At 71.9% G+C, this 23,901-nt stretch carries 20 protein-coding genes; 15 read left to right on the forward strand and 5 right to left on the reverse strand.

The genetic code is table 11. The features are described 5' to 3' along the window. The 11 genes from KV097_RS05095 to KV097_RS05145 form a co-directional block, all read left to right on the forward strand. Nucleotides 1-950: carbohydrate ABC transporter permease (locus KV097_RS05095; RefSeq protein ID WP_255559231.1), on the forward strand; the 950-nt coding region annotated here is incomplete at its 5' end. Then, nucleotides 947-1,756, forward strand: coding sequence for a carbohydrate ABC transporter permease (locus tag KV097_RS05100; protein ID WP_220341489.1), 810 nt, complete (start codon nucleotides 947-949; stop codon nucleotides 1,754-1,756). The genes KV097_RS05095 and KV097_RS05100, both read left to right, overlap by 4 nt. A 48-nt stretch (nucleotides 1,757-1,804) precedes the next feature. Continuing rightward, entirely contained in the window at nucleotides 1,805-4,639 is a 2,835-nt protein-coding gene (locus KV097_RS05105; protein WP_220365248.1) for a sugar-binding protein, read from the forward strand. Then, nucleotides 4,636-5,382 carry a glucosamine-6-phosphate deaminase gene (locus KV097_RS05110; protein WP_301021790.1) on the forward strand — a complete coding sequence of 249 codons (747 nt, stop codon included), beginning with the start codon at nucleotides 4,636-4,638 and terminating at the stop codon, nucleotides 5,380-5,382. The genes KV097_RS05105 and KV097_RS05110 overlap by 4 nt, the downstream gene beginning before the upstream one ends. Continuing rightward, nucleotides 5,379-6,602 (forward strand): L-2-hydroxyglutarate oxidase, encoded by a 1,224-nt coding sequence (lhgO, locus tag KV097_RS05115; RefSeq protein WP_220365249.1) that lies wholly within the window; start codon nucleotides 5,379-5,381, stop codon nucleotides 6,600-6,602. The genes KV097_RS05110 and lhgO overlap by 4 nt, the downstream gene beginning before the upstream one ends. Further along, nucleotides 6,599-7,504: a dihydrodipicolinate synthase family protein gene (locus KV097_RS05120; RefSeq protein WP_220365250.1), complete on the forward strand. Its 906-nt coding sequence runs from the start codon at nucleotides 6,599-6,601 to the stop codon at nucleotides 7,502-7,504. Before lhgO ends, KV097_RS05120 begins: the two co-directional genes overlap by 4 nt. Before the next feature lie 13 nt (nucleotides 7,505-7,517). Next, entirely contained in the window at nucleotides 7,518-8,369 is an 852-nt protein-coding gene (locus tag KV097_RS05125) for a fumarylacetoacetate hydrolase family protein (RefSeq protein WP_220365251.1), read from the forward strand. Between the two features lie 74 nt (nucleotides 8,370-8,443). Beyond that, nucleotides 8,444-9,658, forward strand: coding sequence for a heparan-alpha-glucosaminide N-acetyltransferase domain-containing protein (locus tag KV097_RS05130; protein WP_220365252.1), 1,215 nt, complete (start codon nucleotides 8,444-8,446; stop codon nucleotides 9,656-9,658). Further along, on the forward strand, nucleotides 9,655-10,224 hold the full coding sequence (locus KV097_RS05135; RefSeq protein WP_220341483.1) for a hypothetical protein: 570 nt from the start codon (nucleotides 9,655-9,657) through the stop codon (nucleotides 10,222-10,224). The genes KV097_RS05130 and KV097_RS05135 overlap by 4 nt, the downstream gene beginning before the upstream one ends. A 59-nt stretch (nucleotides 10,225-10,283) precedes the next feature. After that, nucleotides 10,284-13,406: a PD-(D/E)XK nuclease family protein gene (locus KV097_RS05140; protein WP_220365253.1), complete on the forward strand. Its 3,123-nt coding sequence runs from the start codon at nucleotides 10,284-10,286 to the stop codon at nucleotides 13,404-13,406. Beyond that, nucleotides 13,403-16,696 (forward strand): exodeoxyribonuclease V subunit beta, encoded by a 3,294-nt coding sequence (locus tag KV097_RS05145; RefSeq protein ID WP_220365254.1) that lies wholly within the window; start codon nucleotides 13,403-13,405, stop codon nucleotides 16,694-16,696. Before KV097_RS05140 ends, KV097_RS05145 begins: the two co-directional genes overlap by 4 nt. Before the next feature lie 27 nt (nucleotides 16,697-16,723). On the opposite strand, the gene KV097_RS05150 is transcribed toward KV097_RS05145, so the two are convergent. Beyond that, on the reverse strand, nucleotides 16,724-17,497 hold the full coding sequence (locus KV097_RS05150; RefSeq protein WP_220365255.1) for a hypothetical protein: 774 nt from the start codon (nucleotides 17,495-17,497) through the stop codon (nucleotides 16,724-16,726). Between the two features lie 153 nt (nucleotides 17,498-17,650). Here KV097_RS05150 and KV097_RS05155 point away from each other — a divergent pair, with 153 nt between their 5' ends. Both KV097_RS05155 and KV097_RS05160 read left to right on the forward strand, forming a co-directional pair. Beyond that, entirely contained in the window at nucleotides 17,651-17,935 is a 285-nt protein-coding gene (locus KV097_RS05155; RefSeq protein WP_220341479.1) for a type II toxin-antitoxin system Phd/YefM family antitoxin, read from the forward strand. Beyond that, complete coding sequence (locus tag KV097_RS05160; protein ID WP_220341478.1) at nucleotides 17,932-18,321, forward strand: PIN domain-containing protein; 390 nt, start codon at nucleotides 17,932-17,934, stop codon at nucleotides 18,319-18,321. The genes KV097_RS05155 and KV097_RS05160 overlap by 4 nt, the downstream gene beginning before the upstream one ends. Before the next feature lie 48 nt (nucleotides 18,322-18,369). Here KV097_RS05160 and KV097_RS05165 read toward each other — a convergent pair whose 3' ends face one another. Beyond that, on the reverse strand, nucleotides 18,370-19,107 hold the full coding sequence (locus tag KV097_RS05165) for a D-Ala-D-Ala carboxypeptidase family metallohydrolase (protein ID WP_220341477.1): 738 nt from the start codon (nucleotides 19,105-19,107) through the stop codon (nucleotides 18,370-18,372). A gap of 144 nt (nucleotides 19,108-19,251) precedes the next feature. Here KV097_RS05165 and KV097_RS05170 point away from each other — a divergent pair, with 144 nt between their 5' ends. Together KV097_RS05170 and KV097_RS05175 are read left to right on the forward strand one after the other, a co-directional pair. Beyond that, nucleotides 19,252-20,217 (forward strand): hypothetical protein, encoded by a 966-nt coding sequence (locus KV097_RS05170; protein ID WP_220365256.1) that lies wholly within the window; start codon nucleotides 19,252-19,254, stop codon nucleotides 20,215-20,217. Continuing rightward, nucleotides 20,214-20,639 (forward strand): hypothetical protein, encoded by a 426-nt coding sequence (locus KV097_RS05175; protein WP_220341475.1) that lies wholly within the window; start codon nucleotides 20,214-20,216, stop codon nucleotides 20,637-20,639. The genes KV097_RS05170 and KV097_RS05175 overlap by 4 nt, the downstream gene beginning before the upstream one ends. A 7-nt stretch (nucleotides 20,640-20,646) precedes the next feature. On the opposite strand, the gene KV097_RS05180 is transcribed toward KV097_RS05175, so the two are convergent. The 3 genes from KV097_RS05180 to KV097_RS05190 all read right to left on the reverse strand — a co-directional run bounded on the left by KV097_RS05180 (nucleotide 20,647) and on the right by KV097_RS05190 (nucleotide 23,845). Beyond that, nucleotides 20,647-21,330 carry a TIGR00266 family protein gene (locus tag KV097_RS05180; RefSeq protein ID WP_220365257.1) on the reverse strand — a complete coding sequence of 228 codons (684 nt, stop codon included), beginning with the start codon at nucleotides 21,328-21,330 and terminating at the stop codon, nucleotides 20,647-20,649. A gap of 19 nt (nucleotides 21,331-21,349) precedes the next feature. Next, the gene (locus KV097_RS19680; RefSeq protein WP_220365258.1) at nucleotides 21,350-23,314 is read right to left on the reverse strand and encodes a translation factor GTPase family protein; all 1,965 of its coding nucleotides are present in this window, start codon (nucleotides 23,312-23,314) and stop codon (nucleotides 21,350-21,352) included. A gap of 246 nt (nucleotides 23,315-23,560) precedes the next feature. Beyond that, a complete protein-coding gene (locus KV097_RS05190) occupies nucleotides 23,561-23,845 on the reverse strand; it encodes a Fe-S cluster assembly protein HesB (protein ID WP_220365259.1) in 285 nt (94 codons plus the stop codon). Between the last annotated feature and the right edge of the window lie 56 nt (nucleotides 23,846-23,901).

A 23,901-nucleotide genomic window follows, 5' to 3' on the forward strand; every position in this document is an offset into this window, starting at 1 on the left:
CCCCGGCGGCGGGGGCGCCCGCCCGGGCGGCGCCCGCCCGCCGGGGGGGGCCCCGGCCGGGCGGTCGGCGGCGCCACGGTCCCCCCGGAGAGCCGCGAGCGGTCGCGTACCTCTACATCCTCCCCGGGTTCGTCGTCCTCACGCTCTTCCTGCTTGCCCCGCTGGCATACGCCGTGTGGCTGTCGTTCTTCGCGTGGGACGGGCTCTCCCCCGGCACCTGGGTCGGCCTTCAGAACTACGCCGACGTGCTGACCGACCCGACGTTGCGCGCCCCGTTCGGGCACGCCCTCGTCCTCGTCGTGTTCTTCTCGCTCGTCCCCGTCCTCCTCGGACTGCTCGCCGCGTCGCTTCTGATGCGGTCGACCGTCCGCGGCCGAGGCGTCTTCCAGGCGGTCGTGTTCGTGCCGCAGGTGATCGCCCTGACGGTCGTCGCGGTGGCGTGGAAGCGGATCCTCGCCCCCGACGGGCCGCTCAACGAGGCCCTCCGCGCGATCGGTCTCGACGGCCTCACCCGCGGCTGGCTGGGCGACCCCGACACCGCCCTCGTCGCCATCGGCGTCGTCGGGACGTGGCTCGGGACGGGACTGTGCACCGTGCTCTTCCTCGCGGGCCTCTCGCGGGTGCCGCGCTCGATCTACGACGCCGCCCGTCTCGACGGCGCCGGGTTCTTCCGCGAGACATTCGCGATCAGCCTGCCCTCGCTGCGCAACGAGCTCGCCGTCGCCCTGACGCTGACGATGGTCGCCGCGCTGCGGACGTTCGACCTCGTCTATCTCATGACCTCCGGCGGCCCGGGCGGCGCGAGCGCGGTCCCGGCGTACGAGGTCTACATGAAGTCGATGCGCCAGGGCGAGGTCGGCACCGGCGTCACGATCGCGCTGATCCTGGCGGCGTTCATCATGCTCCTCACCGTGCTGGTCAACCGGATCCCCGAGCGGGAGGAGCGATGAGCGAGCCTCGCCTCGAACGCAGCGTCACGATCGTCGTGCTCGCCCTCGGCACCGTGGTCGCGCTCTTCCCGATCGCGATGATCGTCGCGTCGGCGTTCGTCTCCGACAACCCCAACGAGACCGGGATCGTCTGGAGCAACCTCGCCACGGCGTGGGACGAGGGCCACTTCTCGACCTACATGCGTTCCAGCGTGATCGTCACCGTCTGCGTGGTGGTGCTGGCGACGGCGCTCTCGTGCCTGCTCGGCTACGCGTTCGGGACGATGCGGTTCCGCGGGTCCTCGGTGCTGTTCTACGTGCTGCTGCTCGGCCTGATGGTCCCCAACGAGGCCATCGTCGTCCCGCTCTACTACCAGCTCCGCGACCTCGGCCAGACCAACACCTACCAGGCGCTGATCTTCCCGCAGGTCGCTCAGTCGCTGGCCTTCGGCACGTTCTGGATGAGGGCCTACTTCCGCGGCACCTCGCGCGAGCTCGTCGAGTCGGCCCGGCTCGACGGCGCCGGCCACTTCCGCGTCTTCTGGTCGATCCTGCTGCCGATGGGCCGTCCGGCGATCATCACGATGGTCGTGCTGTTCTCGATGTGGACGTGGAACGAGTTCCTCCTGCCGCTGGTGATGATCCCCAGCAACGAGGACCTCCGGACGGCGCCGCTCGGGCTGACGTTCTTCAGCGGGCAGTACACCGGCTCGCCGTCGCTGCTCGCCGCGGCCGCGCTCATCGTGGCGCTGCCGATGCTCGTGCTCTTCCTGGTCGCGCAGCGGCACTTCATCCGCGGCATGACCGAGGGGGCGGTCAAGGGCTGACCCGCTCAGCCGCACGTCGACGATCGACCGAGAACCAGAGGGGGACTCATGATCCAGCGCACCACGAACACCATCGACTCCGGCGGTGCCGCACCACCACGATGGCGCAGGCTCGCCACGACGTCGGCAGCCGCGGCCTTGCTCGGCGCAGGGCTCGTCGCCGGCCCGGCCGCCGCGGCACCGGCGTCGTCCGGTCACGCCGACCGGCCCAGCACGGGGAGGCACTCGACGGCAACCGATCTCGACGTGCTCTTCGTGGGTGCCCACCCCGACGACGAGTCGGGACGGCTCTCGACCTTCGGCCAGTGGGGCGAGCAGTTCGGAAGTCGCGTCGGCGTCGTCACCATCACCCGCGGCGAGGGCGGTGGCAACGCGGTGGGTCCCGAGGAGGGCCCTGCGCTCGGCGTCATCCGCGAGCGTGAGGAGCGCGCTGCGGTGGGCACCGCCGGCGTCGAGGACGTGTTCAACCTCGACAAGGTCGACTTCTACTACTCGGTCAGCGCGCCGCTGCACCAGCAGGCGTGGGACGAGGAGGACACGCTCGAGCGACTGGTCCGGATCGTCCGTGAGACCCGTCCCGACGTCGTGGTGACGATGACCCCGGCCCCCACCCCCGGCAACCACGGCGGCCACCAGCAGGCCGCGCGGCTGGCCGCGGAGGCGTACGCCGTCGCCGGCGACCCGCGGCGCTTCCGCTCGCAGATCACGAAGGAGGGCCTGCGCGCGTACGCGCCGGACAAGCTCTTCCTGAACTCCGCCCGCGGCTCCGGCCCCGCCGGGTCGTCGTGCCCTCGCGCGTTCACCCCGACCGACCCGACCGACGACGTGTACGGCGTGTGGGCCGGCGGGCGGTCGGCCAGCGGCAAGACCTGGGCGCTCGTCGAGCGCGAGGCGCAGCGCAAGTACGCCTCGCAGGGCTGGGCCGGGTTCCCCGACCCCAGCACGGACCCCCAGGCGATCGGGTGCGACTACTTCACCCAGGTCGCCTCGCGCGTGCCGTTCGCCCGAGGCGACCAGTCGGCCGCCGCGGCGTCCCCGGCAGCGATGCTCCACGGTGCGGTGCTCCAGGCTCCGCGCGGGCTTCCGCTCGGCACCGGACTCGAGCTCACCGGCGAGACGGTCGACCTCGTACCCGGGCAGAGCGTGACGCTCACCGCGCGCCTCACCGCTCCCCCGCGCGCCCGCCTGGTCCAGGCGACCGGCACCGTGGTCCTCCCCGAGGGGTGGCGCGGGACGCGGTCCGTCAGGTTCGGGACCGTGCCGCGCGGACGGACGGTCACCCGCCAGGTCACCGTCACGGCGCCGGCCGACGCCGCGCCCAACACCCGGGCGCTCATCGGGCTCGACGTCCGCTCCGGCTCACGGACGGGCTACACCAACCAGAAGCTGTCGGTGACCCCGGACGTGTCCGGGACCCAGCAGCTCCTCCCCCAGGTCGCAGAGTTCGAGGCCTGGGCGCCGACGGTGGGCCTCCCGCAGCTCCGTGGGCTGGTCGCGCCGGTCCTGACCCTGCCCAGCGGCGGAAGCCGTACGGTCGGGATCGACGTCACCAACCGCAGCGACACCCCGCAGTCCGGCACGGTGACCGTGGACCTGCCCGACGGCTTCGCGACGGCCGACGACACCGTCGCGTACGAGGACCTTGCGCCCGGGGCGACGCAGCGCGTCGAGATCGAGGTCACCAACACCGACGACACGCTCCCGACGTCCAACGAGGGCGGGGCCGGCGGTGACTACGCCTACACGATCACCACGACCAGCACCTCTGGCTCCTCCACCGCCACGGCGGCGCTCGAGCTGGTGCCGACGGCACAGGTCGGCGAGACGGCGGCGCCGACGCTCGACGGTACGGTCGCCCCCGGGGAGTACGCCTCGACGCTCGATCTGTCGCGGCGGTGGGAGGGCGACGCCTGCACCTCGCCTGCCGACTGCAGTGCGACCGGCTACGTCACCCGTGCGGGCGACGATCTCTACGTCGCCGCCGAGGTGACCGACGACGTCAAGAGCGCCGTGCTCGCGGCGTCGGACTGCAAGCGTCACTGGCGCGTCGACTCCCTCGAGGTCGCCATCGACCCGACGGGGACGTCGGAGAACACCTCCACCACCTTCAAGATCGGGGCTCTCCCGTTCACCGCCGAGGGTCAGTCGTGCGCCGCCCGCGACGCCGACAACCGCCAGGGCCCGATCGGAGCGTTCCCGATGGCCGGGGAGGGCGGCTCGGACGAGACGACGCTCGACCCGGGCAACGTGGCGCCAGGGTTCGAGATGGCGTCAGCCGTGACCGCGCCCTACACGGGCTACGTCATCGAGATGAAGATCCCGCTGTCGGCGCTGCCGGCGACGGTCGACCCCGACCGCATGGGCTTCAACATGTTCGTCTACGACTCCGACACCCAGGACAAGGCGGGCCAGACGCGGCTCGGGTGGTCCACGTGGGGTGGCGTCCAGGGCGATCCCTACCGGTGGGGTCGCGTCGAGCTCGGCGGGGGTGCGACGCCGCAGGTCGAGACCACGCCGCCGACGCTGGACTTCCCGGCGCTCGACAGCCTCGACTCGCCGCAGTCGGTCGAGCAGGCCGTACGCTCCGGCGTCGGGCTCTCCGGCCTGCCGACCCTCGACCCGAGGCGGACCGCGCGCGTGGTCCGGGCGACGGTCCGGGGAGGTACGGCCATCGTGACCGTGGACGTGCGGCAGCGAGGCACCGCGCACCTCTTCGCGGTCGCGGGCGCCGATGCTCGCGAGGTCGGCTCGACCGAGGTCGCGCTGCGGCCCGGACGACACCAGGTCCGCATCCCGGTGACGGCGCGGCCCACGTCGGTGCTCCTCGGGTTCGATCCTGACCGCTCCGAAGGCACTGCGAGCTCGTCGGTGAGGGTGCGGTGACGCAACCTCTCGGAGCCACCGCCCGCCACCTGGTCCGCGACGACGCGGACCAGGTGGCGGCGACGGCCGCCGACCTGATCCTCGAGGCGTGCGACGACGAGTGCTCGGTCGGGCTGGCGACCGGATCGTCCCCGCTCGGCGCGTACGACGAGATCGTCCGACGCGTCAGGGCGGGGACGGCGCCGCGCCGGGTGGCGCGACGCGGCTATCTCCTCGACGAGTACCTCGGCCTCCCCGTAGGCGACCGGAACTCGTACGCGTCGGTCATCCGGCGCGAGGTCGCCGACGCCCTCGGCCTCGAGGTCCGGGGCCCGGACGGGCAGGCCGCCGACCCCGACGCCGAGGCCGAGCGCTACGGGCGCGAGGTGGCGGAGGCGAGGGTCGCCGTGCAGGTCCTCGGGATCGGGCGCAACGGGCACCTCGGGTTCAACGAGCCCGGATCGGCGCTCGACTCCCGCACCCGGGTCGTCCGGCTCACCGAGACCACCCGGCGCGACAACGCTCGCTTCTTCGACTCCCTCGCCGAGGTCCCCACCCACGCCATCACGCAAGGCCTCGGCACCATCATGCAGGCACGGCGCCTCGTCCTGATCGCCCTGGGTGAGCGCAAGGCCGACGCCGTACGCGCCGCTCTGCACGGACCGGTCGACCCCGCCTGCCCAGCCTCGGTGCTGCAGCGGCATCCCGACTCCTACCTCGTCACCGACCGGGCGGCCGCGGGTGAGCCAGGAGCGGACCGATGACCATGCGTCACGCCGTGATCGGAGGCGGGATCCTCGGCGTCGCTGTCGCTCGGGAGCTGCTCCGCCGCGACCCGGCCGCGCACGTCACCCTGCTGGAGAAGGAGCCGGAGCTCGCCGCGCACCAGACCGGGCGCAACAGCGGCGTGGTCCATGCCGGGCTGTACTACGAGCCCGGGTCGGCGAAGGCCCTGATGTGCCGGCGAGGGGTGGCGCTGCTCGAGGCGTACTGCGAGGAGAAGGACATCCGGCGCGTCACGTGCGGGAAGGTGCTGGTCGCGCTCGACGACGACGAGCGCGCACGCCTGGCCGGGATCGAGCGTCGGGCCCTCGCCAACGGCGTCCCCGGGGTGCGGATCCTCAGCGCGGCCGAGCTCCGGGAGATCGAGCCCCATGTGGCCGGGATCGCCGCGCTGCACTCGCCGTCGACCTCGATCGTCGACTTCGCGGAGGTGACGCGAGCTCTCGCTGCCGACGCGGTGGCGGCAGGAGCCAGCCTGCGGCTCGGCCACGAGGTCACCGCCATCGGTCGGCGGGGGGCCGAGGTCGTCCTGGCGGTCGCGGCGGGCGGAAGCACCACCGACATCGCCTTCGACCACGTGGTGGCGTGCGGAGGTCTCCAGAGCGACCGGCTCGCCGCCATGGCGGGCGACGACCCCGATCCGGTGATCATCCCGTTCCGTGGCGAGTACTACGCCCTCCGCCCCGAGCGGCGCAGCCTGGTCAAGGGGCTCGTCTATCCCGTTCCCGATCCTCGCTACCCGTTCCTCGGCGTGCACCTCACGCCCCGCGTCGACGGCGAGGTCCTGGTCGGCCCCAACGCCGTGCTCGCCCTCGCCAGGGAGGGGTACGACTGGCGCACCGTGTCCGCGCACGACCTGGCCCAGGTGGCTCGCAGCCCGGCGTTCTGGAGGTTCGCGCGTCACCACTGGCGGACCGGCGTGAGAGAGACGGCCGGATCGCTGAGCCGGCGTCGCTTCGTCGCCGCCGCCCGCGCATACCTGCCCGAGCTCGCCGACGACGACGTGGTCCCCGGGCGGGCAGGCGTCCGAGCCCAGGCGCTCGACCGCGACGGCGGGCTCGTCGACGACTTCCGCATCACCGCACGCGAGCGCCTCGTGATCCTCCGGAACGCGCCCTCGCCCGCTGCCACGTCCGCCCTTGCCATCGCCGAGCACGTCGGCAGCCTCGTCGCCGCATCCACCCGTACGGAGGACCTGTGAACGTCACGCTCGAACCAGGGCTGTGGGGCGTGCTCGCCACGCCCTTCGATACGGCTTTCGCCCTCGACCTTCCCTCGCTGCAGCGCGAGGTCGGGTCGTTCGTCGCCGACGGCTGCGACGGCCTGGTCGCGCTGGGCGTCTTCGGGGAGGCGGCGGCGCTGTCCGACGACGAGGCGGTCGCCGTCGCACGCACCGTGGCGGCGAGCACCGACCTCCCGTACGTGCTGGGGTTGTCGGAGCGCGACCCCGAGCAGGTCGTACGACAGGCCGACCGCCTGCTCGCCTCGGTGCCCCGACCGCCGGTCGCCGTGATGGCTCAGATCAACGACCCCGATCCCGGGTCGGTGGCGGCGTCGCTGCGCCGGCTGCACGAGGAGACAGGATCAGCGGTGCTGCTCCAGGACTACCCCGTGGTCTCCGGCATCACCGTCCCTGACGAGACGGTCGTCGCGATCGCCCGGGCGTGTCCGTTCGTCGTCGGCGTCAAGTCCGAGACTCCCCCGACGTCGCTCGCGGTCGCCCGCCTGACGGCTGCCCTGGACGTGCCGATCTTCGGTGGGCTGGGAGGAGTCGGGCTCCTCGACGAGCTGATGGCGGGCTCGGCCGGCGCGATGACCGGATTCAGCCATCCGGCCGCGCTCGCCGCCGTCCTGAGGTCGTACCGGGACACCGGCTTCGAGGACGCCCGGGCGCAGTGGGCGCCGTGGCTTCCGCTCGCCACCTTCGAAGGCCAGGTCGGCATCGGCCTGTCGATCCGCAAGGAGCTCTTGCACCGGCGCGGGATCCTCGGCACCAGTCGCGTCCGTCCGCCCGCGCGTGCCCTCCCGCCCGAGCTCGTCCCGCTCCTCGAACGCCACCTGGCCACCGTCCCGGCGTCCGGGCCCCTCTCGTCCGCCCTCTGAAGGAGGACCGCCCGTGCGACTCTCGACCATCCAGCTCAACGGCCGACCGACCGCGTGCGTGACCGTCGCCGAGGGACTCGCCCGGATCGACCAGGTGCTCCCCGGGGCGCCGGACGACGTGATGACTCTCCTCGAAGGCGACCGTCTCGGCGAGCTCGCCCGCGCGATCGCTGCCGGCGTCGACACCTCTGCCCTGGTCGATCCCGAAGGAGCGGTGCTCACGCCTTGGACGCGGCCGCGCAAGATCCTCGGCATCGGGCTCAACTACCGGGCGCACGCGGGTGACCTCGGCGAGGAGGCACCCCGTACGTCGCCGGCCTCGTTCCTCAAGGCCGACCACACCATCGTCGGGCCCGGCGAGCCGATCGTCGTCCCCGGCGACCTCGGCACGGTGACCTCGGAGGCCGAGCTCGGTCTGGTCGTCGGCCGGCCCTGCTACCGCGTCAGCGTCGACGAGGCGATGGCGTACGTCGCGGGGGTCGTCGCGGTGCTCGACCAGACGGCCGAGGAGGTCCTCCTCGAGAACCCCCGCTATCTGACCCGGGTCAAGAACTACCCCACCTTCTTCGCCTTCGGGCCCGAGCTGATCACCCTCGACGAGGTGCTGGCGGAGGGGCCGCTGGAGGATCTACGCGTCGCAACGATCCACAACGGCGCGGTCCACCGCGAGGACGTGGTGGGCGGCATGACGTTCTCCCCCGCAGAGCTGCTGAGCTTCCACAGCCACGTCATGCCGTTCTTCCCTGGCGACATCCTGTCGACCGGGACACCGGGCGCCGTGGCGATCCAGGCGGGCGACACCGTGCGGTGCGAGCTCGGCGACGGGCTCTCCTTCCTGGAGAACCCGGTCAGGTCGGTCGGGTGAGCGCTCCCCCGGCCGTACGCTGAGCGCATGACCGGCGATGTGACCCTCGTGATCGTGGTCTGAGCCAGGCGACGATGTCCTCCCCGGCGGCCGACACGCGCAGACGTGAGCGATCGACCATCCTCGCCACGCGGCGGCTGCTCGGGGTCGACGCAGCACGCGCCGTCGCGCTGATCGGCATGATGGCGACCCACCTGGAGTCCAGGATCGGGCCGGACGGCTCGACGTCCACGGTCCATCTCCTCGCGGCAGGGCGTGCCTCCGCCCTGTTCGCGCTGCTCGCCGGCGTCGGCATCGCGCTCGCCAGCGGCGGCACCCGGCCCCCGCGCGGGCGCTCCTGGCTCCAGGCTGCGGCCGCAACGTCGGCCCGGGCCGGCGTGATCTTCGCGGTCGGCCTCGTCCTCGGCTCGTTCGAGTCGGGACTGGCGATCATCCTCTGCTACTACGGCGTGCTCTTCCTGGTCGCGCTGCCGTTCCTCCGCCTGAGCGCGGGCTGGCTGATCGGGCTCGGCCTCGTCGCCGCGGTCGTCATGCCGGTGATCAGCCAGGCGTTGCGCCACACGGTGACGGTGCCGCTGGATTCGGCGGTGCCCGACATCGTCACGGTCGTCACCGATCCCGCCGACACCGTGGTCAACCTTCTTCTCACCGGCTACTACCCGGTGGTGACGTGGACGGCCTACCTCCTCGTGGGCATGGGCGTCGGCAGGCTCCCGCTCGGTCGGATCGGTGTCGCCGCCGGCATCGCGGTGACGGGCACCCTCCTGGCGATCGCAGCCTGGGTGAGCTCGTCGAGCTGGCTCGCTGGAGGCGGACTCGAGGTGCTGAAGGCGGCCGGCACGGGCGACACCCTCGCGTGGGTGCCCGTCGACGAGAACCTCCTGCACGTCGGGTTCGCGGGGAAGACACCCACCTCCTCGTGGGCATGGCTGGGGATCGCCTCACCGCACTCCGGCGCGCCGCCGGACCTCCTCCACACCCTCGGGACCTCGCTGGCCGTGCTGGGTCTGATGCTGATGCTGGAGCACGTGATCGGGCGGTTCCTCTGGCCTGCCGCCGCGATCGGGAGCATGACGTTCACGCTCTACTCGCTGCACGTCGTCCTCATCTCGACGCTGCTCCCGCGCACGATCGACCACGCGCTCCTCGTCCACGTCACGGTGGCGGCGCTGATCGCGGTCCCGTGGCGCCGCTACGTCGGCCGCGGGCCGCTCGAGGCGGCCGCCGCAGCCGCCGCCCGGGGTGCGGCACAGGCCGTCGGAGGAGGCGGCCGTACGATCGATCCGTGACTGCCACGACCTTCCGGATCGGCGACGGACAGCCGGTCGCGTACGAGACCGCACTGCACTTCTGGGTCAAGAGCGCCCGCGAGGTGCTCGTCGAGAAGGCGCGCGAGTACGGCGGTGACGTCACCGATCAGGACCTCGCGGCCGAGGTGCAACGGCGTACGGGCGTGAAGGCGCAGGGTCAGTCGGCGACCTGGATCGGCGACGTCCTCGCCGAGGTCGCCGCCGACGCCCACGAGCGCGGCGAGCCCGCGATCACGTCGCTGTGCGTGCGGGCCGACGGGACGGTCGCCGACGGCTACCGCGAGGCCGTGGCGCGGGTGACCGGCTCGCCGGTCGCCGATCCGGATCGCCACGCGGCTGCGCAGCGGTTCGCGTGCTACCAGCGGTACGGTGCGCCGCTCCCCTCCGACGGCGGCCGGCCCCGACCGTCCTCCCGGGTCGCCGCGCACGCCCCACGGACGTCGCGCCGGGAGCCCACGCTCCGCAAGGTCGAGCGTCCCGGCGTCGTCTGCCCGCGGTGCTTCCTCGAGATGCCGGCGACCGGCGTGTGCGACTCCTGCGGCTGAGGTTCGCCCCGAACCTCCCTTGACCCCGCTACGGTCGGGAGAGCACGAGAGGGGGGCGGATGTCGACTCGGGTCCTGACCGCGCCCTACGGGCGAGCCGCACTCGACGCGCTGACCGCGGTGGTCGCCGAGGCCAAGGGCACCGACCCCATGGCGCCCGTCACCGTGCTCGTGCCGACCAACGTCGCCGGGATCGTCGCGCGGCGTCACCTCGCTCTGGGCCTGCGCGACGGCGCGCCCGGTGTCGCCGCGCTGACCGTGACCACCCTGCCCCGGCTCGCCGAGCAGGTCGCCGCGGCCCGGATGGACCCTCGACGGCCGGCGACGCAGCCGGTCCTCGCCGCCGCGTGGCGCCAGGCGCTCGACCAGGACCCCGGCGTCTTCGCTCCGGTGACCGACCATCCCGCGACGATCCGTGCCCTGGTCGCCGCTCATCGAGAGCTCCGCGACCTCTCCCCGGGCGGCCGCGCCCGTGCGCGCGACTCCACGGGCCTCTCGGCCGACCTCATCCGCCTGCACGAGCAGGTGGTGGCCCTCACCGACCCCGTGTCGTACGACGCGACCGACCTGCTGCGCGAGGCAACCCGTCTCGTGGAGCAGGGCGCCCCGGGCGCCGCCCCGCTCGGTGCGGTCGTCCTCTTCCTTCCCCAACGCCTCACCCGGGCCGAATCGGGACTCGCGCGTGCGCTGGCCGGGACGTCCGACTGCGTCGTCGTCGCGGGCATGACGGGGGTTCGGCGCGCGGACTCCGCCGTCCGTCACAGCCTCGATCTCATGGGGCTCGCTGTCCCGGAGGAGACGGCCGTCCCTCGCCCTGTCGCCTCTCGGGTCCTGCACGCCTCCGATGCCGACGACGAGGTCCGCTGCGTCGTGCGCGAGGTCGTCGCAACCCTGGACCGAACGCCCGCGCACCGGGTCGCCATCCTCTATGGCGCCCGCGTCCCCTACGCGCGCCAGCTCCACGAGCACCTCGAGGCGAGCGGGCTCACCGTCAACGGCCCGGCGACCCGCGCCGTGCAGGAGCGCGCGATCGCACGCGGTCTCCTCGGCATCCTCGACGCCGGCCGGACCGGTCTCGGCCGGGCGGACACGTTCACCGCACTCGCCGAGGCACCGGTGCTCGCCTTCTCCGACCGGCGCGTCCCGGTCTCGCGGTGGGAGCGGATCTCACGGCGCGCGGGCATCGTCGGACGAGGCGACTGGCGCACGCGTACGACCACCTTCATCGCCGACCAGCTGCGGCTCAAGGACCAGGAGCTCGCGCAGGAGAGCCCGCGCGAGGGACTTGTCGCGGCCGCCGATCGGGAGATCGGCGCCGCCGGCGCGATGCTGGAGTTCGTCGACCTCCTCGAGCAACGGTTCGAGGAGGCCGCGCGGATCAGCCGCTGGCAGGACCTGCGCACGTGGGCGCTCGACCTCCTTCACGACCTGTACGGGACGTCCGAGGCGTGGGCCGCGCTCCCTGCCGAGGAGCAGTACGCCGCGGTCGCGGTCGAGTCGGCGATCCACGGTCTGGCGGCGCTGGACGCGTTCGAGCTCCCGGTCGACGTCGAGACGCTCGCGGAGATCCTTGCCGTCGAGCTGGAGTCTTCGCTCCCCCGCGTCGGTCGCTACGGCGAGGGAGTCTTCGTCGGTCCGGTGTCGGCAGCGGTCGGCATGGACCTCGACGAGGTGTTCGTGCTCGGTCTGAGCGAGGACTCGTTCCCTGGCCGCCTGCACGAGGACGCGCTGCTCAGCGACACGCTCCGCACGGCCACCGGCGAGCTGGATCCTCTCCGCTCGACCCTCGACGACAAGCAGCGCCACCTCCTCGCTGCGCTGGCCGCGGCGCCGAGGTCGACCGCGTCCTTCCCGCGGGGCGACCTGCGGCGCAGCACCACGCGGATCCCGAGCCAGTTCCTGCTTCCCAGCCTGCGCGAGCTCACCGGCAACAAGGAGCTCGCGGCGACCGAGTGGGACCACCCGGACAAGCACCGCGCGTCCACCGACGGACTCCTCGTCGGCAGCCGCTCCTTCGCCGACGGCATCCTCACGACCGACCTCCCGGCGTCCGAGCAGGAGTGGCAGATCCGCGCCGCAGCCAGCGGGACCCTGCTCGCGCCGGAGCCCGCTGCGCTGCTGTCCGCGGCACGTGCCCTGATCGACGCACGCGCGAGCACCCGGTTCACCCGTTACGACGGCAACCTCGCCGGTGCGGCCGGCCTTCCCGACTACGCGCACAGCGATCAGGTGGTCTCACCCACCGCCCTCGAGTCGTACGCGCGGTGTCCCTTCGCCTACTTCGTCCAGCGACTGCTCCGCGTGGAGCCCTTGGAGCAGCCCGAGGAGATCGTCCAGATCTCGGCGGCGGAGATCGGCACCCTGGTGCACGGCGCGCTGGATGCCCTCATCACCGAGAGCGCCGGCGCCGGCACTCTCCCGTCGTACGCCGAACCCTGGACCACGTCGCAGCACCAGCGGCTGCAGGAGCTCGTCACCGAGCGTGCGATCGATCTCGTCGAGCGCGGGCTCACCGGCCACCGGCGGCTGTGGGAGGCCGAGCTGGACGCCCTGCGGCAGGTGGTCGCACGCATGCTCGTGGACGACGACGTCTATCGGGCGCGGCGTGACGCCGAGGTGGTCCGAAGCGAGCTCGAGTTCGGCATCGGGAGCGATCGAGACCCCGTCGCTGTCGCACTGCCGGACGGTCGGCTGCTGATGCGCGGCAGTGCGGACAAGGTCGACCGGACACGTGACGGCGTCCTTCTGGTCACCGACGTGAAGACCGGCCGGGCGGACCCGTTCCGTGAGCTGGGGCAGGACCCGGTCGCCGCCGGGACAAAGCTCCAGCTCCCCGTGTACGCGCTGGCGGCGCGTGAGCGCGTCGCCGACAAGCCGGTCACCGGTGTCGAGGCGATGTACTGGTTCGTCCGCCGCAACGCCGGTGAGCGGATCCCGGTCACGCTCGACGACGATCTCGAGACGCGCTACGCCCAGACGCTCCAGACGCTCGTCGACGGCATCGCCGCGGGCGTCTTCATCGGACGCCCGAGCGCACAACCGGCGTACGGCTTCGTGGAGTGCGAGTTCTGCACACCGGGCGGCCTCGGCCACAAGGAGGCGCGACAGCGCTACGAGGACAAGCGGAGCGACGCCGCGCTCGTGCACCTGATCGAGCTCGTCGACCCTGAGGCGCTGGCATGACGTCGCTCACGACCCTGAACGACAAGCCCGCCCGCGACCGGATCACGACAGAGACCGACCGCAACCTGTTCGTCGACGCCGGGGCCGGCTCCGGCAAGACCCGAGCACTGGTCGACCGGGTGACGTTCCTGGTGCTCGACGCCGAGGCGCCCGTGCCGCTTCGCCACATCGTCGCGGTCACCTTCACCGAGAAGGCCGGGGCCGAGCTGCGGGACCGGCTGCGCGTCGCCTTCGAGGGCGCGCGACGCTCGTCGGTCATGCCGGAGCGCCAGGCGCGCGCCTCCGAAGCTCTCGAGGACCTCGACTCCGCCGCCATCGGCACGCTGCACGCCTTCGCGCAGCGCATCCTGACCCGACACCCGATCGAGGCGGGTCTCCCCCCGCTGATCGAGGTCCTCGACGAGGTCGCGTCCTCGGTGGCGTTCGAGGAGCGCTGGACGGTCATGCAGCGCGAGCTCCTCGACGACGACGCGATGGGCACGGCCTTGCTCCTCGCCCTCGCCGCCGACGTGCGACTTGCCCACCTCCGCTCGTTGACCCGCGCCTTCAACGCCGACTGGGACCTCATCGCCGACCGTGTCCCGCAGCGCGCCCCGGCCATCGTGCTGCCCGACCTGTCCGCGCTCTGGGAGGCAGCGTCCAGACTCGCGGCGCGGGCTGACGAGTGCACCGACGAGAGCGACAAGTTCCTCCCTCGTCTGGCCGCCTTCGGTGCCTGGGGCGACGAGCTCCGGACTGCGGTCGACGATCGCGCTCGATACACGACGCTCCTCCGCGCCGACACGCTCAAGACGTCGTACGGGCGCGGCGCGAACTGGCCCGATCTCGCGGGTCTGAAGGCAGCGTGCAAAGAGCTCCAGGCTCGCGCCGCCTCCGTCGCCCACGAGGTGACCGAGGCGACGCTGCGGCCGCTCGCATCCTGGATCGCTCACCGGGTGCGCGCCGACGCCGAGCGCCGGGCCGCGGAGGGCCGCGTCGAGTTCCACGACCTGCTCGTCCTGGCGCGCGACGTGCTGCGCCGCGACGCGGACGTGCGTGCCGCTCTGCAGACACAGTTCCGGCGCATCCTCCTCGACGAGTTCCAGGACACCGACCCGATCCAGATCGAGCTTGCCGTCCGCATCGCCGGTGGCCGCGACGCCGACGCCGAGGACTGGCACGACGTCGTCGTCCCGCCGGGCTCGCTCTTCGTCGTCGGCGATCCGAAGCAGTCGATCTACCGGTTCCGCCGCGCGAGCATCGCGCTCTACCTGGACGCCCGAGACTGGTTCGGAGCCGACGACCGCGTGACGCTGACCACCAACTTCCGCACCGTCGCTCCCGTTCTGGGGTGGGTCAACGACGTTTTCGCGACCGTGATCGAGGCGTCACCCCGCTCCCAACCGGAGTACGCCCCGCTCGACCCCGCGCGGAGCGAGCACCCGTCCGTCGGACCGGCGGTCACGGTGCTCGGTCGCGTGGAGCACACCGAGTCGATCAGAGCAGATGCGCTGCGTGCCGTCGAGGCCGCCGACGTGGCCGCCACCATCCGGCGGGCGCTCGACGAGGGCTGGACAGTGCGGGACGAGCGGACCGGGGGGTGGCGACCGGTCGTGCTCGCGGACGTGGCGATCCTCATCCCGTCCCGCCTCTCGCTCGAGGCGCTGGAGACCGCGCTCGACCGCGAGGGCCTCCCCTACCGGGCCGAGTCCAGCTCGCTGGTCTACCAGGCGGCCGAGGTCCGAGACCTCCTGACGGCTGCACAGACGATCGCGGATCCCAGCGACCAGTTTGCGAGCGTGCAGTCCTTGCGCTCGCCGCTCTTCGGGTGCGGCGACGACGACCTCTGGTCCTGGAAGCACGCCGGCGGGTCGTTCCACGTGCTCGCTCCCACCACGAAGACGCTCGAACGCCTCGAACGGCCCAATCATCCGGTGGCTGCCGGGTTGGACGCGTTGCGCGACCTCGTCCGCCGGGCTCGCTGGATGACGCCGAGCGAGGTCCTCACGACGATCGTGGCCGAGCGGGTAATGCTGGAGACCGCCGCGGTCGGCCCCCGCGCCCGCGACGGGTGGCGACGCCTGCGCTTCGTCGTGGACCAGGCCCGCGCGTGGTCGGAGGTGGAGCACGGAGGGCTCCGTGCCTACCTCGAGTGGGCCAGGCGTCAGGCCGACGACGCGGCGCGCGTCGCCGAGGCGGTGCTGCCCGAGACCGACGTGGACGCCATCCGGATCATGACCATCCACGGGGCCAAGGGCCTGGAGTTCCCCGTGGTGGTGCTCTCCGGCATGAGCACCCGCTCACAACGGCGCAAGGGCGTCCAGCTGCTCTGGACCGACGACGGCTACGAGGTGCGGCTCGTCGGGCAGGTCCAGACCAACGACTTCGAGGAAGCGGCCCCGGTCGACGAGCAGATGGACGCCCTGGAGCGTCGGCGCCTGCTGTACGTCGGTGCGACCCGAGCGCGCGACCATCTCGTGGTGTCGTTGCACCGGGTGGCCGACAAGACCGACACCAACGCGTGCATCCTCGCCGACGCCGGTGCAGGAGAGAACGCCTGGGCGACCGACGCTTCCGGCCTCGACGGCGACTCCGCTCCTGCCGAAGGCGCTCGTGGACGTCGGCGTGACCTTTCTCCCATGCCGCCGCCCGATCTCGCCGCCTGGCAGGCCCTGCTGGACGACGCACGTGCCGCAACCCGACTCACCGCGGTCCAGAGCGCCTCGGGCCTCGAAGGGACCGATCCGGAGATCGTTCTCCTCGACACCCCGCCGGCAGACGCCGGCCGCGCCAAGGGTGGGCGCGACGTCGAGCTCCCCCCGTGGCGCAAAGGTCGTTACGGGTCGGCGGTCGGACGTGCGGTCCACGGGGTGCTGCAGGCGGTCGACCTGGCCACCGGTGCGGGGCTCGACGACGCGGTCGCTGCGCAGTGCCGCGCCGAGGCCGTGACGGACTTCTCCGCCGAGGTTCGCGCTCTCGCAGCCTCCGCGCTCAAGGCGCCGGTGGTGAGACGTGCCGCTGAGCGGGAGCACTGGCGGGAGTCCTACGTCGGCACCGTCAGCGAGGACGGCACGATGATCGAAGGCTTCGTCGACCTGATCTACCGCGACGACGACGGCACGCTGCACGTCGTCGACTACAAGACCGACGACGTCCCGCAGGCTGCGCTCGGCGCACGGACGGCCTTCTACCGCCCGCAGGTGGCGGCGTACGAGGAGTGCCTCCGCGCGGCGACCGGTGCCTCTGTCACGACGTCGCTGCTCTTCCTCGGCGTCGGCCGTGAGGCGTGGGAGGTCCCCGTCGGTCGGTGAGCCCGACGTCGCAACGCCGGCTTCGCGTCAGACCAGCGCGTTGCGGGCACGCTGCTCGTAGAGCGCCAGGAAGGCCTCGAGCAGCTGGAGCGCGGCCAGGGCGGGCAGGAGGGCGTTGGTCGGAGCGCCGAGCGCGGCCCACGGGCGTCCGTGGGCGAAGGCAGAGCCCAGCGTCCACGGAAGGAGCACCCCGAGGCTCGGCCGCGGGAGCTGCGCGTCGGCGTACGCGACGGCTGTCTCGACGCGATAGCCGCGCCGGACCTCGTCGACGTCGAGCCGACGACGACGCGCGACCATCTCGAGGGAGATCAGCCGCGCCTCGGCGGGGGGAAGGCTCGGCAGGCGGAGGTGCCGGGTCGCCGCCTCGGAGTCGGCGATGTCCTGGGCGTGCCATCGCAAGGTGCGTTCGATGCGGTCGTCGCGGCTGGCGGGTCCGAGGATCCAGTAGGCGGTGGCGAGGTTCTCCAACGCGCCGTGCGCGAGCGACCAGGTGGCCGCCGAGTGCGGGGCGTCCGCGTCGACCACGAGTGTCTTCACGGCATGCAGGTGATCGATCCCCGCGGTCAGGCACCGCCGAAGGGTCTGGCTGGTGGCATACGGGCCGCTGGTGATGTCGTCGGCCGACAACGACGACCCGGACGCCACGGGGAACTCCTCGCGCGCGCTGCAGCGCTGCATCACACGCTCGATCAGGACGCCGTTGCTGGCCCATCTCTCCAAGGCCTGCTCATCGAGGTCGACCAGGGCGAGCTCAGGGACGGAGCGCCCCGTCGCGGTCGTGGTGGCGTGGTCGTCGAGCATGCGGGAGTCCTTGGCCGAGGGCAGTCACGGGGGTCGAGCGTTCCCGTGGAGGGCGGGGGTGCGCGTCACCGTATCGGAGCACGGACACCACGTTCCACTCGCGCGGTCGACCCGCGACGTCCGCTGTGTGTACATCGCTGTACGTTGTTGTACATGTCCACCGTCACGATGAGTCAGGCACGGGCCCAGCTGGCGGCGCTGCTGGACCGCGTCGAGGCTGGCGAGGAGATCACGATCACCCGCCACGGCCGCGCGGTGGCCCGCCTCTCCGCTCCCCGCACGGCACGAGCGGCACGCGCGGACCATCTCTTCGCGGCGGCCGACGCCATCGCCGACGAGGTCGACAGCTATCGAGGGCTCCCGCTTCCCCGCGCGCCCCGAGAGGCGGATGCGGACGCCGCGGTCCGGTCGCTCCGCGCGGACCGAGACTCTTGGTGACGGTCGCCTTCGACGCTGGCGTCGTCATCTGTGCTGCGGTCGCCGACCAGCGGGGCGCGATCCTGCTCGACGCGATCGACGCCTCGTCTCCCGACGTGCCGGTCGGGATCGGATCGACGCTGCTCTTCACCGAGGCGCTCACGGTCGCCGACGACCGTCGTGACGAGCGCCTCCGCATGATCGCGATCCTTGGCCGGCTCGCGCTCCTCCCCGTCACTCAGGACGTCGCCGTGGTGGCTGCCGCCCTCAAGCTCCGGCACCGGCTCAAGACTCCCGACGCGCTGCACCTCGCCACCGCGATCACCGCGGGTGCCGATCAGTTCGTGACGATCAACCGACGCGACTTCGGCTCGCGGATCACCGAGATCGACATCGTCCACCCGTGAGCGCTGTCCCGCCTGGCGGGCATCTGTGATGCCCGCCAGACGGGCAGCTCAGATGCCGCAGGTGGGTGCGGACCAGAAGCGCGACGCGGGTGCTGCCACATGGACGTGGTCGTCGTGACCTGGGTAGCCCGGCCCCAGGATCATCGCGAACCCGTGGTTGCGTGCCTGCTTCGCGATCGTGCAGAACCCCTGGGAGCCGGCACCGAGATCGGCGGCGTCGCCGTAGAGGTGCCGACTGTTGGACGCTCCTCCGACCGCGCTGTTGCACGACGTGCTGCGGAAGCCGCTGTTGACCGTCAGTGGTCGATCACCCAAGGCGTGGCGGAGTGCCTGGAGCTTCCACATCGTGACGAGGGCGTTCGCCCGTGCCGTCGCAGCGGACACCGCCCCGCCCGACCAGGTGCTGTTGCACCGGTTCAGCTCGGCATAGCTGAAGTTGGCCGGCGTGCAGTCGTCGTCCTGCAGCGCGTAGATCTTGGAGTACGTCTGGGCGTTCGCGACTCCGTCGGCAGTGAGACCGTACGCCTGCTGGAAGCGCGTGACGGCCGCCTTGGTGGCGGGGCCGTAGCTGCTGTCGAGGGCGAGGACACCCCCGGAGCCGGGATAGCCCGACACCCGGATCTGGAGCTGACGGACGTCGTCACCCGTCGATCCTTGGGACAGCGTGCGGGACCACGTGTAGCAGGCGTCGGCAGAGGCCGGACCGGCCGTGGCGACCACGCCGAGCGTGGTGGTGGCGATCACGAGGGCAAGTGCTGCGACGAGATGACGGATGGATCGGACCACGGTCTGCCTCCAGGGGTGAGGATCGTTGTGCCAAGGTTCGTCGCACTCGTCGATCTTGGCAACCCCCAACCGCGGGCGCACCGCCTGAGGGAGGCTGTGGACAACGCTGACGCGTGACGGTCGGTTCGCGGAACAGTTCGGCGCATGCCGCTGTTCGACCCGTACCCCGCGTCACCCGAGCAGATCCTTGCCTCGGCCGGCGAGATCGAGGGCCGCGCCACTGCCGTGGGCTCCGTCGTGGACGAGACGGTCCGCCGGGTCGTGGCGGCCTCGTCCCACGTCGACGGGTCGCTCCTCACCGCGATCCCGCTGGGGGCGGGGCCGGTCATGGCGCTGGGTGGCCAGGTCGACGAGCGCTCCCGATACGCGGCGACCGTCGTCCGGGCCTGGGCTGTCAGCGTGACGATCTACGACGCAGGTGTGGAGGCGCTCAACGCGGAGTACGACGCGGCCGCCGCCGATACTCGCGCGGCGACGACCGCCGACCTTCATCACCGGCACGCCGTGCTGGAGGGCTCGCTCGACGACGCCGCGCGGCAGCTCGCCAGGCTCCTCGACGCCGGCCCGTCGGACGACGGCTGGCGACGGCTCGGCGGGCTCGGCCCCGTGCCTTCCTCGTACGCGCCGCCCGTGGCACGGCCCCGGCGCGGCGGCGACCCCGCCGCGATCACGGCGCTGACGGTCCTGCTGGGCGATCCACGCGCCTGTCTTCCCGAGACCGGCAACGTCGCGGACTGCCTGGTCGAGGCCGCCTCGGTCCTGCCGGTCGGCAAGCTGCTCAAGCTCCGCAAGCTGCTCAGAGCCTTCGAGAAGGCCGACGACGTCAAGGACACCAGCAACTACGTCGACGACGTCGCCGACGTCCTCGATGAGCTCCCACACGGCCGGCGGCGGCACGTTCGTACGGTCGCAACCGAGCAAGAGCTCCGCGACCTCTACGGTCGCCTCACGTCCCGAGGTCTGCCCACCGAGATCGATCGCTACGACGGAATCGCCGTCAAGCGCCCAGATGGCATCATCATCGGACTCCGGGAGGAATCACGAAGTGGTGGTGTCACGATCGACGTCATCGCTGGGGACGGCATCAAACGGAAGGTTCATATCCAATGAAGTCGGCAGATGGCCTGACCCTTGATCAAGAGATCCTCTCCAGCGGCTGCCTCGATTGGGTTGATGCCTCAGAGGTCATCGGTATCGCCCGCAATCTCGACTCCGCGTCCGCGCTCGACCCTGCGGACCTCCGCGATCTCTGCATCGGTGTCATCGCGCGGCTTTCCGCGAGCGGGTTGATCGAGATCGGTGAGCTGGGCAAGGACAGCCGATTCGTCCCCTGGGACGGAAGCGAGCCCGAGAACCTCCGCCGCCTCGCGCGCGAGTGGGCACGGCGCGCGGACCCGTACCCCCAGATGTGGGACCTCTTCTGGCTCAACACGACGCCTCGCGGTGACGAGATCGGCAACGCGATCACCGACTGGGTCAACGCCGACCCCGAGACGCGAGGTCCTGCTCCCTCGGTCGACCCGGCACGGTGAGCGGGTGTCAGTTCGAGCTGGTGTCCCGCGGCAGCTTCGGGATCAGCCAGCCGAGGAACGCATCCTGGCTCCGCGTCTGCAGATAGACCCGTCCGGGGCCGGTCAGGTCGACGACGAAACCCTCCCCGCTGAGCAGCGTCGACTTCCAGCCGCCAACCTTGCGCACCTTGAAGTCGACCCCCTCGCTCCAGCCGACGAGGTGACCGGTGTCCACGACGTGCCGCTCCCCCGGCGCGAGGTCCATCGTCTCGATCGCGCCGTAGCTCGCGACGAGCAACGGCCCGGTGCCCGTGCAGCGGAGCATGAACAGACCCTCGCCACCGAAGAACGTCTTCGCGCCGCCCCACTTGCTGTCGACCTCGATCTCGGATCCGGCGGCGAGGTAGGCCCCCGACTGGAGAAACACGGTCTCTCCGCTCAACGTCCACGTCACGATGTCGCCGGGCAGCACGGGCGCGAAGGTGATCGTGCCCGGCCCACCCTGCGCAGTGAAGGTGTTGACGAAGAACGACTCGCCACCGAGCACCGCTCGACGCAGACCCTTGAGCATGCCGCCGCCGGTCGAGGTCTGGATCTCGACGTTGGACGACATCGCCATCATGGCTCCACCCTCGGCCTTGACCGACTCGCCGGGCGAGAGGGTGCAGACGGCAGCGGCGTAGCCAGGGCGGCTGGTGATATCGATGTCCATGTGGGCAGTGTGCCAACTCCTACCGCCTTACGCTGTGGAACCACGCGTCGCGGTCTCGGGGGTCTGCACCGGTCCGTCGTCGGGTCGGCGGCGTGCCGCCCTGCGGTACGGGTGCATGGTGGTCCAGCGACGCGGTCAGCACGGCCTCCCCACCGCTCAGGTCGGACAGGCGACGCGAGAGTTCCGGCACCGCCACCGAGGGGAGGTGACCGGTGAGCACGGTGAACCCGTCCTGAGGCGCCGATCCGGCCACCGTCCCGCCGAGCCGGCCGATGAGCGAGAGCACGCGCGCCAGCGCCTTGTCGGGGAGCTCGACCTCGTACCGGTCGATCGGCTGGCACACCTGCGTCCCGGCCCGCTCGAGTGCGGCGATGACGACGACCGCCGCGAGGTTGCGGAAGTCGGCGCCGACGCTGGACATGGCCTTGTTGAACGACTGGTGCGCGTGGCTCTGCCGAGGCCAGTAGCCCGACGTCGTCATCGTGACGAGGCAGCCGGTGACCTCCCACCCACGGAGCCCTTGTCGGAGCGCCGCCCGGGCACCTTCCTCCGTCGCAGCCACGAACGCCGGTGGGAGGTTGCCACGCTCGCTGCCCGCCGAGAACGCGACGCCGCTCCCCCGCGCTCCCGGCTCCACCCGAAGGCCGATCGTTGCCAGGTACGGATTGCCGGCGACGCCGATCTCCTCGAGCGCGTCGCCGTCGCCGACGACCCGCTCGAGGCACACCACCGAGGTCTCCGCGAACCTGACCCGCACGCCGTAGCGCTCCTCGAGGACGGCGGCGATGACCTCCTTCTGCACCTCACCATGGAGCCGGACGACGGCCTCCCCCTCGACCTCGTCGACACGCAGGTCGATCAACGGGTCCTCGTCGGCGAGGTCGGCGAGCCCGGCGAACATCGTCGCCCGCTGCGTCGGGTCGTCCGGGGTGACCACGGTCTGCATCGTCGGCGGCGGAAAGCGGTACGAGGTCCGTCCCGGTGCGCTCCCCAGCACGTCGCCGATCCGGACGTCCAGCCCTCGCACCACCGCGACCTCGCCCGCCTCGACCGACCTCGTCGTCTGCAGGCCGCCGGGTCGACTCACCGCGAGCTCGGTCACGGGGGCCGGGGGGAGGCCGGCCGCGGTGACCTTCTCCCGCACCCGGAGCGTGCCGGACCACCATCGGACCCACGCGCGACGGCCCCGCACGTCGCGATCGATCGCGAATACTGTCCCGCCGCTCGGGTCCTTCGCCGCCGGAGCCGGGCGAAGGAGCGTCGTGATCGCGTCACGCAGGGCATCGACGCCGGCGCCGGTGATCGCTGAGCCGACGAGGAGCGGGGTCACGGCCCGTCGGAGTACGGCGTCGCGGAGGCCCGCCGCGAGCTGGTCCGGCATGATCGGCCGGCCCTCGACCCAGCACGCCAGGACGTCGTCGTCAGCCGACGCGACCGCCTCGATCAGCCGCGGGTCGTCGGACTCCACCGCCTCGACGCGCGCGTCGCGGTGCCCGATGTTCCGTACGTGCGAGAGCACGGTGACGTCGGCCGTCAGCCGCCGCCGTACCTGCGAGACGACGTGGTCGAGATCGGCGCCGCGCCGGTCCACCTTGTTGACGAAGAGCAGCGTCGGCACGCCGAGCCGCCGGAGGGCGCGCCAGATGGCGACCGTCTGAGGCTGCACGCCTTCGACCGCGGACACGACGAGCACCGCGGCGTCGAGGATCAGCAGCGAACGCTCCACCTCTGCGATGAAGTCCGGGTGGCCCGGCGTGTCCACGATCGTGACCGCGAGGTCGTCGAGCGCGAAGGTCGCGACGGAGGCACGGATCGTGATCCCACGCCGACGCTCCAGGTCGGAGGCATCGGTGCGGGTGGTTCCGGCGTCGACGCTGCCGAGAGCGACAACGGCACCGGCGTCATACAGGAGTCGTTCGGTCAGGCTGGTCTTGCCGGCATCAACGTGCGCGACGACTCCGAGGGTGAGTGGGGACGAGATCACAGGGCAGCTCCACGACTGGACGGAAGACGGTCCGGGGCGTGGTCGCTGCTGGCATGCTCGTGGTGCCTCTCACTGGTGGTCGGTTGTCTGCACCCTGGCACGGCAGGCGCGAAACGGTCGAACGGATTTCGACGGGCTGCCACCGGTTGCGGCCCCATGGGCCGTGACGAGACGAAACCGCCCGCGGTCTCGACGGATGCCGAGGCCGCGGGCGGCTCTCTCGTACGACGGTGTCGTACGGCGTGCCTACTGCGCCGGACGCTCGGCGAGCTGGAACTGCACGGCGCCCTCACTGGTCACCTGGGCGTCGAGGATCTTGTCGTCGAGCACCTGCGAGGCGGCGCCGTCGAGGTACACCTTGGCGTCTCCCGACTCGACGAGCGTGTCGCCCGGCTCTCCGACGAAGACCGCCGAGATGGCGAACCCCTCGTCCGTCGGTCCGCTGATGCGGAGCCCCCCGTCCTCGGACGGGACCTGCTTGTTGATGAGCGTCGTGACGATGTCGCTGGCGTTCTCGGTGAGGGTGAGCATGAGCTCTCCTTCCGTGGCGGTCAGATCACCCCACCGTTCGTCGGGATGCCGGCCCG

This window comes from Mumia sp. zg.B17 (assembly GCF_019550915.1).
In the GTDB taxonomy this organism is placed as follows: Bacteria; Actinomycetota; Actinomycetes; order Propionibacteriales; family Nocardioidaceae; genus Mumia.

Excerpts from the sequence above, each read along its gene's own strand:
- KV097_RS05170 (WP_220365256.1), top strand. The coding sequence starts at position 19,252 with ATGCCGCTGTTCGACCCGTACCCCGCGTCACCCGAGCAGATCCTTGCC.
- KV097_RS05130 (WP_220365252.1), top strand. The coding sequence starts at position 8,444 with ATGTCCTCCCCGGCGGCCGACACGCGCAGACGTGAGCGATCGACCATC.
- KV097_RS05145 (WP_220365254.1), top strand. The coding sequence starts at position 13,403 with ATGACGTCGCTCACGACCCTGAACGACAAGCCCGCCCGCGACCGGATC.
- KV097_RS05180 (WP_220365257.1), bottom strand. The coding sequence starts at position 21,330 with ATGGACATCGATATCACCAGCCGCCCTGGCTACGCCGCTGCCGTCTGC.
- KV097_RS05155 (WP_220341479.1), top strand. The coding sequence starts at position 17,651 with ATGTCCACCGTCACGATGAGTCAGGCACGGGCCCAGCTGGCGGCGCTG.
- lhgO (WP_220365249.1), top strand. The coding sequence starts at position 5,379 with ATGACCATGCGTCACGCCGTGATCGGAGGCGGGATCCTCGGCGTCGCT.
- KV097_RS05190 (WP_220365259.1), bottom strand. The coding sequence starts at position 23,845 with ATGCTCACCCTCACCGAGAACGCCAGCGACATCGTCACGACGCTCATC.
- KV097_RS05140 (WP_220365253.1), top strand. The coding sequence starts at position 10,284 with ATGTCGACTCGGGTCCTGACCGCGCCCTACGGGCGAGCCGCACTCGAC.
- KV097_RS05100 (WP_220341489.1), top strand. The coding sequence starts at position 947 with ATGAGCGAGCCTCGCCTCGAACGCAGCGTCACGATCGTCGTGCTCGCC.
- KV097_RS05175 (WP_220341475.1), top strand. The coding sequence starts at position 20,214 with ATGAAGTCGGCAGATGGCCTGACCCTTGATCAAGAGATCCTCTCCAGC.
- KV097_RS05105 (WP_220365248.1), top strand. The coding sequence starts at position 1,805 with ATGATCCAGCGCACCACGAACACCATCGACTCCGGCGGTGCCGCACCA.
- KV097_RS05150 (WP_220365255.1), bottom strand. The coding sequence starts at position 17,497 with ATGCTCGACGACCACGCCACCACGACCGCGACGGGGCGCTCCGTCCCT.